Origin of the sequence: Micromonospora sp. U56 (genome assembly GCF_018070095.1) — a bacterium.
Classification (GTDB): domain Bacteria; phylum Actinomycetota; class Actinomycetes; order Mycobacteriales; family Micromonosporaceae; genus Micromonospora; species Micromonospora purpureochromogenes.
The window spans coordinates 1-15,323 of the sequence record NZ_JAGPYL010000061.1 but is presented as its reverse complement, the minus strand read 5'-3'; the positions used below and the strand labels follow the sequence as shown (position 1 = coordinate 15,323).

Sequence of the window (15,323 nt, the reverse complement as noted above, 5' to 3'; positions counted from 1 at the left end):
GCGGGTACGCGCAGCCCATGGGTAGCCACAAGGAGAACAAACACGACCCCGGCGGCGAATCGGCACGAGGGCGGCGGCACCCGGGCAGCGGCGCTCCCGGCCGACAGGGCTCGGAGGTCGAACGCTCGCCCAAGCGCCGCCACGAACGGACCGCGACCGGTCCGTCCGGCAGCGAACGCGACCACGACCGGTCCAAGGTCGCGCACGAGGGGCGCGTGCACCGGCAGGGTACGGGCTGATCCGGCGCTCGACGGGCGGGTCGGTGGCCGGGTCCCGGCCGCCGGCCCGCTGTCGCGTACGGCCCCGCCTGCGCCCACCTGTATGAGGCTGGGTCGTTCAGGCCGTTTCCCGGTCGTCGGCGCCGGTCCGTCCGGCGGCGGCCGGCAGCAGGTGACGCACCTCGGGTGGGCCGTCGGCGAGTTCCCGGGCCCGCTCCTCCGCCGCCTGGTCGGCACCCGTCAATCGGCCGCCGTGCTGGCGCAGATGCTCGTCCCAGGACGGCACCAGGTAGACCTCGACGAATCGGTCCGAGGCCTCGCCCTCCCGGAACAATCCCCACCGCATCGCCCCGGTACGCTGCCGCGACCCCCGGACCAGCTCCATCGCGTCCAGGAACTGCCGTCCACGTTCGGGCCGGACGGTGTAGGTCACCAGCACCAGCACCGGACCCACCCGGGGATCCGGCTCGTGGGCCAACTCCAGCCGGGGCCAGTAGGTGGCCGGATCCCCGTCGACGCCCCGCAGCTCCGGCAGCGGCCAGATCTGACTGGTCACCGAGCCGAGCAGCATCAGCGCGCCCGCCGCGACGAAGGCGGTCGACAGGCCCGCCATGTCCGACACCAGGCCCCAGACGAACGCGCCCACCGCCTGGCCGCCGGCGAAGACGACCTGGTACACGGCCAGACCCCGGGCGCGCACCCAGCCGGGCAGGAACAGTTGCATCTCGGCGTTGACGTTGACCAGTACCGTCACCCAGGCCAGCCCGGCCGGCAGCAGGGCGAGGAGCACCACCGGGACGACCCGCACCGAGCCGACCACCAGCAGGGTCCCGGCGAACAGCACGCCGGCCACCAGCAGGAACTGGTTGGCCGACATCCGGGTACGGATCCACGGCAGCAGCAGCCCGCCCAGGACGGCGCCCACCCCGAGGACGGCCAGGAGCAGGCCGTACCCGCTGGAGTCCAGGCCCAGCCGCCGGGTGGCGACCAGCGGCAGCAGCGCCCAGAGGGCGCTGCCCGGCACCAGGAAGACCAGCGCGCGCCGCAGCAGCCGGCGGACGATCGGCGAGTGCCGCACGTACCGGCCGCCGGCGCGCAGCGCGGCCGTGAACCGCTCGGGCACCTCGACGGCGCGCGTGTTGCCGGGCCGCCATCGGGCCAGGGCCAGCGCGAAGATCAGGAACGCCACCGCGTTGAGGGCGAAGACCGGCGCGACACCGGTCCGCGCGATCAGCACTCCGGCCACGGCCGGTCCGACGGCCCGGGCCACGTTCACGCTGATGGAGCCGAGCGCGGAGGCCGCCCGGAGCTGCTCCCGCGGCACCAGCTCCGGGATCACCGCCGTCCAGGCCGGCAGGGTGAGCGCCTGTCCCACCCCGAACGCGAAGGTGAGGGTGAGCAGCAGCGCCGGCGGCATCCGGCCGGTCGCGGTGAGCAGGGTGAGCGCCACGGCCACGACGACCAGGAAGAGTTGCACCCAGATCAGCAGGTGCCGGCGGTCGAAGGCGTCGGCCAGCGCGCCGGCCGGCAGGGCCAGCAGCAGCACTGGCAGCAGGCTGGCGGTCTGCACCAGGGCGACCAGCGTCGCGGCGTTCGGCTCGTCGATGAGCAGCCACTGGGCGCCGACGCTCTGCATCCAGGTGCCGACGTTAGCGGCGAGCAGGGCCAGCCACAGATTGCGGTAGACGGCCGTCCGCAACGGCGCCCACGCCGAGACCGGACGCTCGGCGGGGTCGCCTCCCGTCGTCACCACCGCCCGTCCGCGCGCACAACGCGCTCACCGGGAACGTAGCGGCCGCCGGGGTCCAACAGCAGCCGTACGGCCTGCGTGGCGACCTGCTCGGGCAGCGCGTGGACCTCGTCCCGCACGTCGCCGAGGACGGTCACCTGACGGTCGGTGGCCAGCAGGCGGGCCACCGACAGGCCCAGGTCACTGGTGCCACCGGCCACCATGAACGTCCCGGCGCCCATGTCCCTCCCGCCGTCGTCGCACCCCCGCGCCACGTAACGGCTCGGGCTTCCCCCATTTGCGGGTTCCACACCGCCGGGAAAGTGCGGGTGGCGGACCGGCGATACCGCCGGACGACGGCCCGGCCGGCGGCTTCTTCCGCGACGGCCGGCCCGTCCCCTGGTGAACCCCGCGGCGTCAGTCGGGCTCGGGCGCGCCGGTCTCCCGCAGCTGTCCCCCGGCGAGCCGCAGCCAGCGGTTCACCCCGATCTCGGCGAGGAACCGCTGGTCGTGGCTGACCACCACGAACGCGCCCTGGTACGCGCCGAGCGCGCTCTCCAACTGGGCGACGCTGACCAGGTCGAGGTTGTTGGTCGGCTCGTCCAGCAGTAGCAGCTGGGGTGCCGGTTCGGCGCACAGCACGCAGACCAGGGTGGCGCGCAGCCGCTCCCCGCCGGAGAGCACCCCGACCGGCAGGTGGATGCGGGAGCCCCGGAACAGGAAGCGGGCGAGCAGGTTCATCCGCTCCGCCTCCGGCGTCCCGGGCGCGAACGCGGCCAGGTTCTCCGCCACCGTGCGATCGAGGTCCAGCAGGTCCAGCCGCTGCGACAGGTACGCGATCCGCCCGTCGGCGCGCCGCACCCGGCCGCCGTCGGACTCCAGGTCACCGTGGACCAGGCGGAGCAGGGTGGACTTGCCGGCGCCGTTGGGCCCGGTCAGCGCGATCCGCTCGGGTCCCCGGATCACCAGGTCGGCGCCGTCGGCGGCGAAGAGCGCCCGGTCGCCGTAGCGGACCTGCATCCGCTCGCCGAGGAAGACGGTGCGCCCGGCGGGAACGTTGGTGCCGGGCAGGTCCAGCACGATCCGCTGCTCGTCGCGCAGGGCGCGGCCAGCCTCGTCGAGCCGGGCCCGCGCCTGGCTGACCCGGGCCGCATGGGTTTCGCCGGCCCGGCCGGCCGACTCCTGGGCGCCGCGCTTCATCGTCCCGGCGAAGATCTTCGGCAGGCCGGCGCTCTTGAGGTTGCGGCTGGCGTTGCTGGCCCGCCGCTCGGCCCGCTCGCGGGCCTGCTGCATCTCCCGCTTCTCCCGCTTGACCTCCTGCTCGGCGTTGCGGACGTTGCGCTCGGCGACCTCCCGCTCGGCCCGCACGGCCTCCTGGTAGGCGGTGAAGTTGCCGCCGTAGGAGCGGACCTCGCCCCGGTCGAGTTCGAGGATGCGGTCCATCCGGTCGAGCAGCGCCCGGTCGTGGCTGACCAGCAGCAGGCAGCCGGGCCAGTCGTCGAGCAGGTGGTAGAGCATGCGCCGGGCGTCGAGGTCGAGGTTGTTGGTGGGTTCGTCGAGCAGCAGGACGTCGGGCCGCTTCAGCAGCTGCGCGGCGAGGCCGAGCGAGACGACCTGACCGCCGCTGAGGGTGTCCAGGCGGCGGGTCAGCGCGACGCCGGCGAGCCCCAGCCGGTCCAGCTGGGCCTGGGTGCGCTCCTCGACGTCCCAGTCGTTGCCGATCGTGGTGAAGTGCTCCTCGCTCGCGTCGCCGGCCTCGATGGCGTGCAGCGCCCGCAGCACGGGGGCGACCCCCAGCACCTCGGAGACGGTCAGGTCGCCGGCCAGGGGCAGGCTCTGCGGGAGGTAGCCGAGCACCCCCTCGACGGTCACCGACCCCCCGGTGGGCCGGCACTCCCCGGCGATCAGCTTGAGCAGGGTGCTCTTGCCGGCGCCGTTGGGGGCGACCAGACCCGTACGACCGCCGCCGACGGTGAACGACAGGTCCTCGAAGACGGGTGTGTCGTCGGGCCAGGAGAAGGAGAGGTTGGAGCAGACGATGTACGCGTCGGACATGCGAGGGACCTCAACGGTGACGCGGGCGTGCCGGAGCCGCCCGAGCGGGCAACAGGGATGGTCGACGAGGGCACGGCCTGCCGGCGGCCGAACACGTCCGGTCTCACCCGGAGATGTCGTCGTCACCCGCCATGTCTGGTCTCCCTGATCCGATCACCGGCCGCCCACGCTACCAGCAGCGGGCCCGGCGCTGCGCTGGTCGTGACGTCACGTCGACGGCGGCGCGGTCACTGGAACCGGACGTCCTGCAACTCGATCGAGACGATCACCGTGTTCTTGTCGGGGCGGCCCTCGGCGTCGAGCAGGTAGACCAGGCGGCGGGTCGGGACGAGGATTCCGTCGTACCGCCGGGGGTCGAAGCTGTAGTTGGCGGCGACGGGCGCACCCGGCCCGAAGACGTCCGGCACGTAGTCGTGCCGCCGGATGTGCCCCTCCGCGTCGACGTAGTAGGTCTGCTCCCTGCTGTGCGTCGCCACCTCGTCCGGGAACACCACCCGCAGGGCTCGCCATACCTCGCCGTCCTCGTGGTGGGGCGCCAGCTCCTCCAGCTGGAATCCGGGGCCCGCCAGCAGGAACGGCTCCGTCAGGTAGTTCCACATCGCGTACCCGTTGAAGTACGCCAGGTGCAGGCGGTCCCAGCCGGTGGCGATCTCGTGGCCCACGAAGGATTCCCTCGGGCGGGACCGTTCCTCGGCCACCTCCCCCGCCGCGGTCTCGATCACGACGCGGTCCGGGGTGACGACGCTGCTCAGGTCGGGCCGGCCGAACGGGGTGGTGCGGGCGACCTGGCGGTGCAGCTCGGCCCGCGTCACCACGTCGTCCAGCACGCCCTCCTGGCCCTTGAGGCCCCACAGCGCGCCGCCGCCGAGCACCCGCGCGCTGACCGAGCTCAGCTCGTTCCACCGGTCCATCCCGCCGTGCGCGGCGATGGCCTGCTCCAACAGTTCGTTCACGGCGTTGCTCTTCTCGTAGGCCGGCGCCAGCGCCGGGAACGGCAGGGACATCGGGACGAGCTGCGGGAGCGCCGACAGCGCCGAGCCCGGCGCACAGCAGGGGTGCTCGCCGCTCGCGTCGAGCCGACGGCGACGCGCCCGCTCCCGCCGGCCCCGGCGTGGGCGACCCCGGCGTATCAACCATCCACGGTAGTGCCGGTGAGCGGCGGCAATGTCCGGTTCACCGGACACCCGCGGCACCGGTGGGCACGGGACGAAGCCCTGGTTGACGTCCCGGTGCGCGGGTACTCCTGCGCGCCAGCCGGCGCCGGTGCGGCTCGTCCGTCCGGCAGCCGTCCCGAACTGCTGGCCGCGCCACCGGGGGTCGCAGGCCGATGACCGACACCGCACCGCCGTCCGGGCAGCAGGACCCGCCGGACGAGGTCGTCGAACTGCGGGTGCACGGGGTCTCGGGCGCCGGCGCGGACCAGGTGCTCGACCGGCCGCACACCTACCAGGTGGCCGGCGACCGCAGCGGTGGCTTCTACCGGCCCCGGCCGGGCTACCCGGACAGCCTCGGGCCGGGCGGCGTGGTGCAGGAGGTGTACCGGTGGAGCGACCTGCCCTCAGGCACCGCCGCCCGAACCCTGTCCCTGGTCTTCCTGCTCCCCTTCATGCTGAACAACGTGGCGATCTGGATGCGCCCGGCACGGCGCGGACCCGGCTCGGGCGTCAAGGTGCTGTGCCGACTCATCGCGCTCAACCTCACCATGGTCTACGTCCTGTCCGCCGCCGGCGTCGCCCTGGACCTGATCGCCTGGAAGTGCATGGGCTCGTCCCGCTGCCTGACCGGCCGCACCTGGCTGTCCTGGCTCGGCGGGCACCCGGTCGGCCTGCGGCTGGCGGTGCTGGCCGTGGTGCCGATCGCCGCGGTCGGGCTGGTCTGGCTGCTGGGTGCCCGGCCTGGCCGCTCCTACGAGGGCTTCCGGGTGCCGACCGGCGGGCCGGAGGGCGACCGGCTCAGCGCCGTCGGCCAGTGGGACGCCCTGCCGATGGTGGGCCGGCTGCGGTCGATCCACATCGCCGCCGCGTTCGCGGTGCTCGACCTGACGCTGCTGGCCGCGCGCGGCGCCGGCCACCCCTCGGTCGCGACGGTCGTCCTGGCCGTCCTCGCCGTGCTGGTGCTGGCGGCCTGCACGGCGCTGCTCTGTGCGCCCGAGCTGGTGGAACGGCCGGCGACGGCGCGTACCACCGACCGGCTGACCGTGGCGCTGCGCACGGTGGCCTGCGGTCTGACCGTGGCGACCCTCGGGCTCGTCGCGCTGGACCGGACGCCGTGGCCGCTGGCGGCCGGGCTACCCGGGTACGGCCGCATCGTCGGTTGGGCCTTCCTCAGCCAGATGGCACTGCTGGCGGTGCTCGCCCTGCTGGCATTCTGGCGCAGCCGCGGGGACGGCGGACGGGCGCTGCTGCACGGCCTCGGTGCGCCCGTGATCGCGGCCTTCGCGGTCGGCCTGGCGGGCGCGTTCTCCGCCGAGCTGGTCTACCGGACGGCGTACTTCCTCAACCGGCGGGCGATCACCGAGAGGCCGACGGATCTGGCGGCCCCGCCGCTGGCCTACAAGTGGGCGCTGTTCACCTTCTTCCTGACGATGATCATCGCGCTGCTGGCCGCCGCCGTGCTGACCTTGCTCTCCCGCCCGGGTCGCCGACGGGCGGCGGCCGCCATCGTCGCCAGGGACTTCCCGGCAGCCCCGCCGACAGCCGCCGACCGGATGCGACACGTGGAGAAGACGATTGCGCGGGCGCGGTTCACCGAGTGGCTCGGCCCGCTGGCCGTCGGGTACGCCTGCCTCGCCGCGCTCGGGTTGGCCACGAGCGTGATCGGGCTGTTCGGTCTGCAGCCCGACCCGCTGGCGGAGCGGCTGCTCGGGGTGCCGACCGGGTTCGTGAACTTCGGGTTGACCGTGGGCAGCTACCTCATCGCCGCACTCGTCGTCGCCCTGGTGCTGGGCGGACTGTTCGCCTACCGGACGGCGGAGTTCCGCCGGTACGTCGGCGTGGTGTGGGACCTGGGCACGTTCTGGCCCCGGGCGGCGCACCCCTTCGCGCCGCCGTGCTACGCCGAACGGGCCGTACCCGAGCTGGCGAAGCGGATCTGCTACCTGGCGGAGCGGCACACCGGCGTGCTGCTCACCGGCCACAGCCACGGCTCGGTGCTGCTGGCGGCCACGGTGCTGCAACTGCCGCCGCAGGTACGCCGGCGGGTCGCGCTGCTGACCTACGGGTCCCCGCTCGACCGCCTGTACGCCCGGCTCTTCCCCGCGTACCTGGGCCGGGACGTGCTGCACGAGGTCGGCGAGCGGGTCGGCTGGCGCTGGTTGAACCTGTGGCGGGACACCGACCCCATCGGCGGTTGGGTGTTCGCCGCACACCGGCCCGGTGACCCGCCGACGCGGGCCGGCCCGAGCGCACGGGTGGACAGACGGCTGCGGGACCCGGAGGACGTGGTGGCGCCCCCGAGCGACAGCGTCCCGCCCCCGGTGCAGGGGCACTGGCCGTGCGAATCCGACGAACGCTTCGCCGCCGCGGTCCGTGAGCTGGCCGACCGGCTCCGGGCCGAGGGCCGGACCTGACGCCGCCGGGCGGGGCAGACGCCACCCTGGGTTCTGCTACCTGCCGCGTCGGACGGCCCGCACGCCGAACACCACGGCGCCGAGGACGAGCAGGACGCCCAGGAGCTGGAGGCCCGGGGAGTCATCGGCCTCCCCGTACACGACGGCGGCGACGCCGATCGCGACGGCGAGGAGGGCGACGATGGCGAGGACGTACTTCATGGGGTTTTCCTTCCGAGGCCGGGTCCGTCGCGGATCCGGCCGGTGAGCGGGGCGGCGTGGCTGAGGTGTCCGGTGGTTGGCGCGCGGTGCGCCGGTTCAGTCCTCGACCCACTCGAGCAGGTCACCGGGCTGGCAGTCGAGCACCCGGCACATGGCTTCCAGGGTGCTGAAGCGGACGGCTTTGGCACGGCCGTTCTTCAGCACCGCCACGTTCGCCGGCGTGAGCCCGACGCGTTCGGCGAACTCACCGACGCTCATCTTGCGTTTGGCCAGCTCGACGTCGATGCGGACGACGATGGGCATCAGATCACCGCCTCCATGTCGGTGCGCAGTGTCGTGGCCTGCCGCAGCAGTGCCCGCATCACCACCATCAGGAGCCCCAGCACGGCGACGCCCACCAACATCAGGAAGAGCAGGAGCGGCAGTCCGGGGTCGGAGGCGCGGAAACCGACATAGAGGAATACGCCCAGCAGCACCACCCAGGCGGCGACGATCGCCCAGACGATCGCGTCCACCCACGCCAGGGAGGCGTCACTGAAGATGCGGTCGTTCTTGACCAGGGTGAGCAACTTCCAGGTGGACACGATCACCACCTGGATGCACAGCAGCCAGAACACCGAGACGGCAGTCAGCGGCCACCGGAGGTAGGCCTGGTCCGGGGACTCCTGGGCCATGTGGGCGAACTGTCCGGGCAGGGAGAAGGTCTGGAACATGACCAGGATCCCGAACAGCAGCACGAGGAAGACTCGGAGCGGGGCCACCGCTCGATGCTCAGTGAACATGCATCGACTATCGCTCGCAACCTATCGAAAGTCAATCGGTGCGGCGGTCTCCTGACCGGTCAGCAGGCCGGCCCGCCCGCGGCCGAGCACGACGGACCCTCCGCCGCCCCGGCGCAGGACGCCGGACCGCCACCGACCGCCCGCTCCAGCAGCTCGTAGAGCGTCTCGCGCTGCCGCGCGTCCAGCGCGCCGAGCACCTCGTCCTCCACCGCCGCGAGGGCGCACTCAGCCTCCCCGAGGCGCTTCTCTCCGCCGGGGGTGAGCTCGACGACGTGCCGGCGGCGGTCCTCGGGAGAACGGCGCCGTTCGATCAGCCGCTCCGCCTCCAGCTCGTTGAGCAGCCCGACGATGTTCGTGCCGTCCATCTCCAGCGTGCCGGCGAGGGCCTGCTGGCTGCTGCCGCCCTGTGCCCGCAGCACCGTGAGCGCGACCAGGTGCCGGGGCCGCAGCCCCAGCGGCGCCAGCACCGTCTCGGCGCGCAGCCGCATCCGCCGCGCGAGGTGGTCGAGCAGGGGCGCCGAGCGGTGCTCGGGCTGGTCGACCGGTACGGCAGGCATGTGACCAAGCCTACCGTCGCCACCCACGACCCACGTGCTACAAATGATTTGTACGACACCAATGAATTGTGAAGGGCGAACCAATGGCACACCTGTTGCACATCGACTCCAGCATCCAGGGGGACCGGTCGGTGAGCCGCCGGCTCACCGACCGTGCGGCGAGGGCCTGGCGCGCCGCGCACCCCGACGGCACGGTCCACTACCGGGACCTGGGCGCCGACCCGCTGCCGCATCTGGACCAGGCCGGCGGCCTGGCGCGGATGACACCGCCGGAGCAGCACAGCGCGGCCCAGCGGGAGTCCTGGGCGCTGACCGAGCAGCTGGTCGAGGAGGTGAGGCGGGCCGACACGGTCCTGCTGGGGCTGCCGCTGTACAACTTCGCCGCCCCCAGCAGCGTCAAGGCGTGGGTCGACCACCTGATCGCGCCCGGCCTGGCCTACGACCCGGAGAGCCAGGCCGGCCTCCTGGGCGACCGTGAGTTCATCGTGCTGGCCACGCGCGGCGGCGGGTACGCCCCCGGCACGCCACGCGAGGGCTGGGACCACGCCGAGCCGTGGCTGCCGCACGGCCTGGCGATGACCGGCCTCCAGCCGCGCTTCATCACGGCGGAGCTGACCCTCGCCGGCGTGAACCCGGCCATGGCCGGCCTGGTGCCGCTGGCCCAGGAGAGCCTCGCGGCGGCCGAGCGCGCCGTCGACGAACTCTGGGTCCCGGCCGCCGCCGCGGCCTAGGCGAGGTCGCCACGGGGCCGGCCCACTCCCTTCGCGCCGGCTCCACCGGGGCGGCGCGGATCGTGGACAGGCATTATCTTGCCCGGCATGCATCGGAGCCGCGTCTACGCCGTCCTGATCGACACCCCGCACGCGGAGGCCGCCCGGGCGGCGGCCTTCTGGTCGGCCGCCCTCGGCGTTCCCACCGAGGCGGACCCGAAGTATCCCCAGTTCGTCGGCCTGCACGGCGCCCTGCCCGGGCTGGTCACCGCCGTGCAGGCCGTCGACGACGCGCCCCGCTTCCACCTCGACTTCGAGACCGACGACGTCGACGCCGAGACGGCACGGCTGGTCGCCCTCGGCGCCACCGAGGTGACCCGGTGGCTGGACTGTCGCATCCTGCGGGTGCCGGGGGGGCACCTGGTCTGCGTCCTGCCGGTGGAGAGTCCGCCCGAGGTCTTCGACGCCCAGGCCCGGACCTGGCCCTGACAGCCACCACCCCACCCGGCGCCGGGCGGGGTCAGCCGGGTGGGGCGCACCCCCGCGGAAGCAGCGAACGGCCCTGGACCGCGGCGGCGCGCGGTCCGCCGGAGGGACATCCGCCAGGTACGGCACCGGGTGGCTCCCGGCCGGTGGTAGCTTCCATATGCGCAGGCCAACACGCAGACCTCCGTTCGGACGGAAGGTTGGGCTATGGACGAGACCGCGGCGCGGGCGATGATCAAAGCCCACTTCGAGGCCTCCAACGTCAGCGCACCCGGTGGCGGGCCGGGCGACGACATCGCCCGCGCTTCCGAGATCTACGCCGACGACGCGGTGCTGGAGTGGCCCCAGGGCGGCGAGCGCGTCCGCGGCAAGGCCAACATCACCGCCCTCAGGTCCAGCTACCCCGCGCGACAGGAATTCCAGCTGCACCGGACCGTCGGCTGCGGGGATCTGTGGGTCAACGAGTACACCATCCGGTACGACGACCGGCCGATGATGGCCGTCGGGATCATGGAGTTCCGCGACGGGAAGGTCGTCCGCGAGCGGATCTACTTCGGGGAGCCGTGGGAGCCGCCGGCCTGGCGGGCACAGTGGGTTGAACGGATCGAATCGGCGGCCGGCCAGGCATCCGCATGATCACCAACGGGTCCGACTCTGACTCACTCGTCTCAACACGTAGGTCGCTTCATCAGCTCGCGTCGGCAGCCAACCCCGCCTGCTGATTCGCCTCTGCCTTCGGTACTCCGGATGCTTGGAGCACTTCGCTGATGGCAAGGCGCAGCCGCGAAGCGAGAACCCTCCCGCAGAACTCAACGTCTGCGGCGCAGGCTTGGTTGGCTTCCTCGATGGCCTGTTGCGCCCGCACGCGCGAACGTTCAGGCTCTCGGCCGGCGAGGAAATCGCGATGCAGCAGCCTCACCGCCTGGCCGAGGTGCTCGATCGACGCGGGAAGGCTGGCCGGTATCGGCTCACGTAGCCGTACCGTCGATACGACCCAGTGCGCCATCTCGCGGCTGTTGGAGTAGGCGAATTGGAGGTGCTCGGAGGCGTGCTGGTACCGGCGCAGGACGCCCAATCGTCGCCACCGCCAGGGTGAGAGAATCGCGATCTCCCCCGCCGCAGCGACCATCTCGATCGTCTTGTTTCTTTCCTTCTCTGCCACGGCCAAGCGCTGCGCGGCGCCCTCGGCCTGCTGAAGGTCACGCCGCTCCAACGCCTGAGCGACAGCCGTGAGATCACGGGCGAAGATATCCAGCGTCGGTCCGGCAGAGCGGTGCACGACGCGCACGGGGTTGGCCGGCAGGATCAGCAGCGCCACGGCGATGGCTGTCACCCCTCCGATCAAGCCGTTGACGGTCCGCGCCACAGAGAGATGCGATTGTTCCGCAGCCAGTGTTCCCAGCAGCAGGGCGGTACTTCCCGCATGCACCATGACGGCACCGCCCCCGCGAATCACGGCTGCCGACGAGATCGCGAATGCCACGATCAGGCCGGTCTGTGCAGGTCCCGTCCCGATGACCTGGATGATCAACTCTCCGGTCAACACTCCAACGAACACGCCGGCGATGAGTTCCGCCGCCCGCCTGATCCGATTGCCAAGAGCCGCCGCGATCGTGCCGATCGCGGCGGCGGGTGCAAACAGGGCCTGCGAGTTGTGCAGGAGGTCGTCTGCAATGAACCAGGACAGACCGGCCGCCACACCCGCCTGGACGGCGATGATGAGATAGGTACGGAGCCGCTCGTAAGCCTCCCGGCCTTCTCGCCGCACCAGGTCTGACCGCACACCCCGATCCCGGGTGCGCACGTCTCACCTCCGAGGAGCAACGGAGGCGCGGGTCACGTCTGCAGGCCGTCATGGTCGTGCACCGCGGCACGTCCATGAAGTCGCACGAGCGCGTCTCGCAGGCGCTGGATTGCTTCCTGTTCCGAGGGCACGGCCCCATTCTCCGGGATCTCAGCCCTCTTGTCCCGGCATCGACAAGACGATCTGATACGGGCCGGGCAGCGGATACAGCCAGTTGTCGACACCAATGAGCGGTACGACGTGGGGCCGCTCACCGCCGCACGCCGCTGCTGAGCCGTGGCAGACATGCCGCCGGCCTCAGCGCGCGGCGCCGCCCGGTCGACCTGGGCCGCTCCCGGAGCGCCGGTGACCGACGCGTGGAGCCCTCATCACCGGGGAGCTACCAGCCGCCGGACGGAAATCGCGCGCCGCGCCGGCCACCATATCGTCGGGATCGCGGCCGAGGACCTGCCGGATGTGCGGCGGGATGACCTCGGATGTTGCCATTGCCAGTCGGACCTGCACCGAACGGTCGTGAACCAGGCGTTCCAGATCCGCCTCGTCCAGCTGGACCGCGCGGACCAGCGCGGCACGGACGTCGACCACGGGGTCCTGGGCAAGCGCGCTGCGCTGCTCGGCGGTGGTCCGCGGGTTGCGGGCGACCCCCTTGCGTACGCGCGCGGTGCGATCGGCCATCAGGGCGGTGATCACGTCGGGGTCGTGGGTGTGGGTGGCGAGTCGTTCCCGTACCTCGGGTGAGACGTCGTCGATCAGCCTGGCGGCCAGTTCGGGCTCCAACTCCCGCGTCTCCGCCAGGAGACCACGAAGCTCCTTGTCGGGTGCCTCTGACATCACCCGGCGAACCGACTCGTCGCAAGCCGGGTTGCCGGCGACCGCCCAGCGGACCCACCGGTCGGCGTCCTTGACGAGACGCAGGAGATTGGCGACCGAGGTCGAAGGGTTTCTCGCCACAGCCTCCCGAACCTGACGATCATGGTCCCGGGTCAGCGGTCGCAGAGCCTGCGCGGGTGCGTCGGTCCGCGCCGCGACCGCCTTACGGACCACGGCCGACGGGTCGGACGCCAACTCGAAGAGGGTCATCTGTGGCGTTGCGGGGTCCTGCGCGAGGGCCAGCCGCGCGTCGGCGCTGCCGCCGCTCGCACGGTGGGCGGTGGTACCTGACCCGTGGTGACCGTCGGGCCCGCCGACGTCCTGCTGCTTCCCCATGGGCGCAATCATGTCACGGGCAGACCGAGGCAATGCGAGCCTGACCAACGCGTTGACGATGGTCGAAACGTTACCTCGCGGACGCGCCCTTCGGTACGTCAGCAGTGACGTGGAACTCCTGACGAAATAGTGCTGGGCGTAACCGGTGAAGGTGAGGATCGTTCCACCACGCCGCCTGCTGTCGAGACGTGTCGGCGACAGGCGGCACGTTCGATGCTTCCTCGCTGCTTCCGCGCGGGCGGTCGCTCAGTCGGAAATGCCGGTCTGCCCGACGACCTTCTCCACGGTCAGGCGCACCAGCAGCTCGCCCGGCACGGCGTTGCGCGCCCCGTATGCCTCGGCCAGGTCCGGCCCCATGTAGCGCTCGGCGATCCGGATCGCCCACCGCCGCATCTCGGGCAGGTCCTCGCTGATCGTCGCGCGCCCACGCAGCGTCACGAACGCGTACGGCGGCTTCTCGTCGTCGACGCACAGCACGGCCCTGCCGTCGCGGGCGAGGTTGCGGCCCTTCACCGAGGTCTTGCCGGTGTTGAACAGCACGTCGTCGCCGTCGAGTACGAACCACACCGGGACGACGTGCGGCGAGCCGTCGGCCCGGGTCGTCGCGAGCTTGCCGGTGCGGGTGCCGTACGAGACGAACTGCTGCCACTCCCCGTCGATCATCGGCTTCGCCATGCGGCCATTATGGTGCCGTCCGGCGTCGCAACCATCGCGGACTGCTGCTGCCCGACGCCTCGCTCACAAGAACTGTGCGCTTCGTCTGCCGCGTCCGCGTCCGTCGACTGCCTCGGCCGACCGTCCACGCGACGCCGGGCGTGATCGTCTTTGTGCCGGCTCGTAGCTGTCATCGTTGCTGTCGACAGCCCACCCCGGCGGAAGGTTACCAATCCCGTGTCCGCCTGGTGCATGAGCAGCCGGGCCAACGCCGGCGTCGATCGGGTGATTTCATTCGATCATGATGCAGCCCCTACGCCGTGCCGCCTACCGCCTCTACGCCCGCCGCCTCCGCACCCAGCTCCGCGGTAAGTCGCTGCCACGGCACGTAGCGATGGTGATGGACGGGAACCGCCGGTGGGCCAAGCAGGTGGGCTTCGATGACCCCCGGGTGGGCCACCGATACGGCGCAGAACACATCCACGAGGTGCTGGGCTGGTGTGCCGACATGGGCATCCATCACGTCACTCTGTTCGTCGCCTCCGTCGACAACATGCGTAAGCGGGCATCCGAGGAGGTAGAGAACCTGATGCAGATGATCGAAGACGTCGTCGCGGAGCCTCTCCTCCGTCCGACCAACCCATGGCAGCTTCACCTGGCCGGTCGCGCGGACGTCCTACCCGACTCGACACGCCACGCCCTGAAACTCGCGGAAGACGCCACCAGTGAACGCGGTGCGGACTTCCACCTCACGGTCGCCATCGGCTACGACGGCCGCGAGGAGATCGTCAGCGCAGTTCGTTCCCTGCTAGAGCAGGAGGCACAAGCAGGCGCCACACTCGACGACGTCGCACAGCGGCTAACCGCGGACGATCTCGCGGCGCACCTGTACACCGGCGGTCAACCCGACCCTGATCTGGTCATCCGCACGAGCGGAGAACGCCGCATGTCCGGGTTCCTGCTCTGGCAGGCCGCCTACTCCGAGTTGTACTTCTGCGACGTGTACTGGCCCGGCTTCCGGGAGGTCGATTTCCTCCGCGCCCTGCGCTCCTACTCGGCCCGCAGTCGACGATTCGGAGCCTGACAGCCACGTACCGCGCTCCCGGTTCCGTGGCGCAACCGCGAAGACGGCGACCATCAGACGTTGCAGCGGAACTTGGAGCGGCTAGTGCGGTGTCCAATAACGTTCGCCGGGTTGGCTGCTGCCGGGTTTTGTCGTACCCGTTGGGTTGGGTGTGGTTGTGCCTCGTCGTCGGGATCCCACCGCGCCTCGGGTGGTGTATCGCACGGCTCGTGTAGCTCTGCGGGTGACGGCTGGGCAGCGGCGGCGGTGTTTCGGATTGCTGCGCTCGG

16 protein-coding genes are annotated in these 15,323 nt (G+C 71.8%); 5 read left to right on the top strand and 11 right to left on the bottom strand.

The window, feature by feature from the left end; translation table 11 throughout:
• Positions 1-336: 336 nt before the first annotated feature.
• The 4 genes from KBX37_RS20230 to KBX37_RS20215 form a co-directional block, all read right to left on the bottom strand.
• Complete coding sequence (locus KBX37_RS20230; RefSeq protein ID WP_307849135.1) at positions 337-1,971, bottom strand: MFS transporter; 1,635 nt, start codon at positions 1,969-1,971, stop codon at positions 337-339.
• Positions 1,965-2,189 carry a hypothetical protein gene (locus tag KBX37_RS20225; protein WP_210777499.1) on the bottom strand — a complete coding sequence of 75 codons (225 nt, stop codon included), beginning with the start codon at positions 2,187-2,189 and terminating at the stop codon, positions 1,965-1,967. Before KBX37_RS20225 ends, KBX37_RS20230 begins: the two co-directional genes overlap by 7 nt.
• A gap of 175 nt (positions 2,190-2,364) precedes the next feature.
• The gene (gene abc-f / locus KBX37_RS20220) at positions 2,365-4,002 is read right to left on the bottom strand and encodes a ribosomal protection-like ABC-F family protein (protein ID WP_210777498.1); all 1,638 of its coding nucleotides are present in this window, start codon (positions 4,000-4,002) and stop codon (positions 2,365-2,367) included.
• A gap of 227 nt (positions 4,003-4,229) precedes the next feature.
• The gene (locus tag KBX37_RS20215; protein ID WP_210777497.1) at positions 4,230-5,006 is read right to left on the bottom strand and encodes a hypothetical protein; all 777 of its coding nucleotides are present in this window, start codon (positions 5,004-5,006) and stop codon (positions 4,230-4,232) included.
• A gap of 323 nt (positions 5,007-5,329) precedes the next feature.
• On the opposite strand from KBX37_RS20215, the gene KBX37_RS20210 reads away from it, so the two are divergent.
• Positions 5,330-7,570, top strand: a complete 2,241-nt coding sequence (locus tag KBX37_RS20210) for a hypothetical protein (protein WP_210777496.1) — start codon at positions 5,330-5,332, stop codon at positions 7,568-7,570.
• A 36-nt stretch (positions 7,571-7,606) separates the two neighbouring features.
• On the opposite strand, the gene KBX37_RS20205 is transcribed toward KBX37_RS20210, so the two are convergent.
• From KBX37_RS20205 to KBX37_RS20190, 4 genes are all read right to left on the bottom strand, one after another.
• Entirely contained in the window at positions 7,607-7,771 is a 165-nt protein-coding gene (locus tag KBX37_RS20205; protein ID WP_210777495.1) for a hypothetical protein, read from the bottom strand.
• A gap of 96 nt (positions 7,772-7,867) precedes the next feature.
• Entirely contained in the window at positions 7,868-8,074 is a 207-nt protein-coding gene (locus KBX37_RS20200) for a helix-turn-helix transcriptional regulator (protein ID WP_088962527.1), read from the bottom strand.
• Positions 8,074-8,532: a DUF2975 domain-containing protein gene (locus tag KBX37_RS20195; protein WP_307849134.1), complete on the bottom strand. Its 459-nt coding sequence runs from the start codon at positions 8,530-8,532 to the stop codon at positions 8,074-8,076. The genes KBX37_RS20200 and KBX37_RS20195 overlap by 1 nt, the downstream gene beginning before the upstream one ends.
• 80 nt (positions 8,533-8,612) lie before the next feature.
• Positions 8,613-9,110 carry a MarR family winged helix-turn-helix transcriptional regulator gene (locus KBX37_RS20190; protein WP_210777493.1) on the bottom strand — a complete coding sequence of 166 codons (498 nt, stop codon included), beginning with the start codon at positions 9,108-9,110 and terminating at the stop codon, positions 8,613-8,615.
• Positions 9,111-9,193: 83 nt separating this feature from the next.
• Between KBX37_RS20190 and KBX37_RS20185 the strand changes: the two genes are divergently transcribed.
• The 3 genes from KBX37_RS20185 to KBX37_RS20175 all read left to right on the top strand — a co-directional run bounded on the left by KBX37_RS20185 (position 9,194) and on the right by KBX37_RS20175 (position 10,942).
• Positions 9,194-9,841: an FMN-dependent NADH-azoreductase gene (locus tag KBX37_RS20185; RefSeq protein WP_210777492.1), complete on the top strand. Its 648-nt coding sequence runs from the start codon at positions 9,194-9,196 to the stop codon at positions 9,839-9,841.
• An 87-nt stretch (positions 9,842-9,928) separates the two neighbouring features.
• Positions 9,929-10,309, top strand: a complete 381-nt coding sequence (locus KBX37_RS20180; protein ID WP_210777491.1) for a VOC family protein — start codon at positions 9,929-9,931, stop codon at positions 10,307-10,309.
• 204 nt (positions 10,310-10,513) lie between these two features.
• A complete protein-coding gene (locus KBX37_RS20175) occupies positions 10,514-10,942 on the top strand; it encodes a nuclear transport factor 2 family protein (RefSeq protein ID WP_210777490.1) in 429 nt (142 codons plus the stop codon).
• A gap of 52 nt (positions 10,943-10,994) precedes the next feature.
• Here the strand turns inward: KBX37_RS20175 and KBX37_RS20170 are convergent, their stop codons facing one another.
• From KBX37_RS20170 to KBX37_RS20160, 3 genes are all read right to left on the bottom strand, one after another.
• Complete coding sequence (locus KBX37_RS20170; protein WP_210777489.1) at positions 10,995-12,110, bottom strand: aromatic acid exporter family protein; 1,116 nt, start codon at positions 12,108-12,110, stop codon at positions 10,995-10,997.
• A gap of 297 nt (positions 12,111-12,407) precedes the next feature.
• Positions 12,408-13,364 (bottom strand): hypothetical protein, encoded by a 957-nt coding sequence (locus KBX37_RS20165; protein ID WP_210777488.1) that lies wholly within the window; start codon positions 13,362-13,364, stop codon positions 12,408-12,410.
• A 198-nt stretch (positions 13,365-13,562) separates the two neighbouring features.
• A complete protein-coding gene (locus KBX37_RS20160) occupies positions 13,563-13,991 on the bottom strand; it encodes a PPOX class F420-dependent oxidoreductase (protein WP_210777487.1) in 429 nt (142 codons plus the stop codon).
• Between the two features lie 280 nt (positions 13,992-14,271).
• On the opposite strand from KBX37_RS20160, the gene uppS reads away from it, so the two are divergent.
• A complete protein-coding gene (gene uppS / locus KBX37_RS20155; RefSeq protein ID WP_307849133.1) occupies positions 14,272-15,054 on the top strand; it encodes a polyprenyl diphosphate synthase in 783 nt (260 codons plus the stop codon).
• Positions 15,055-15,323 lie beyond the last annotated feature (269 nt).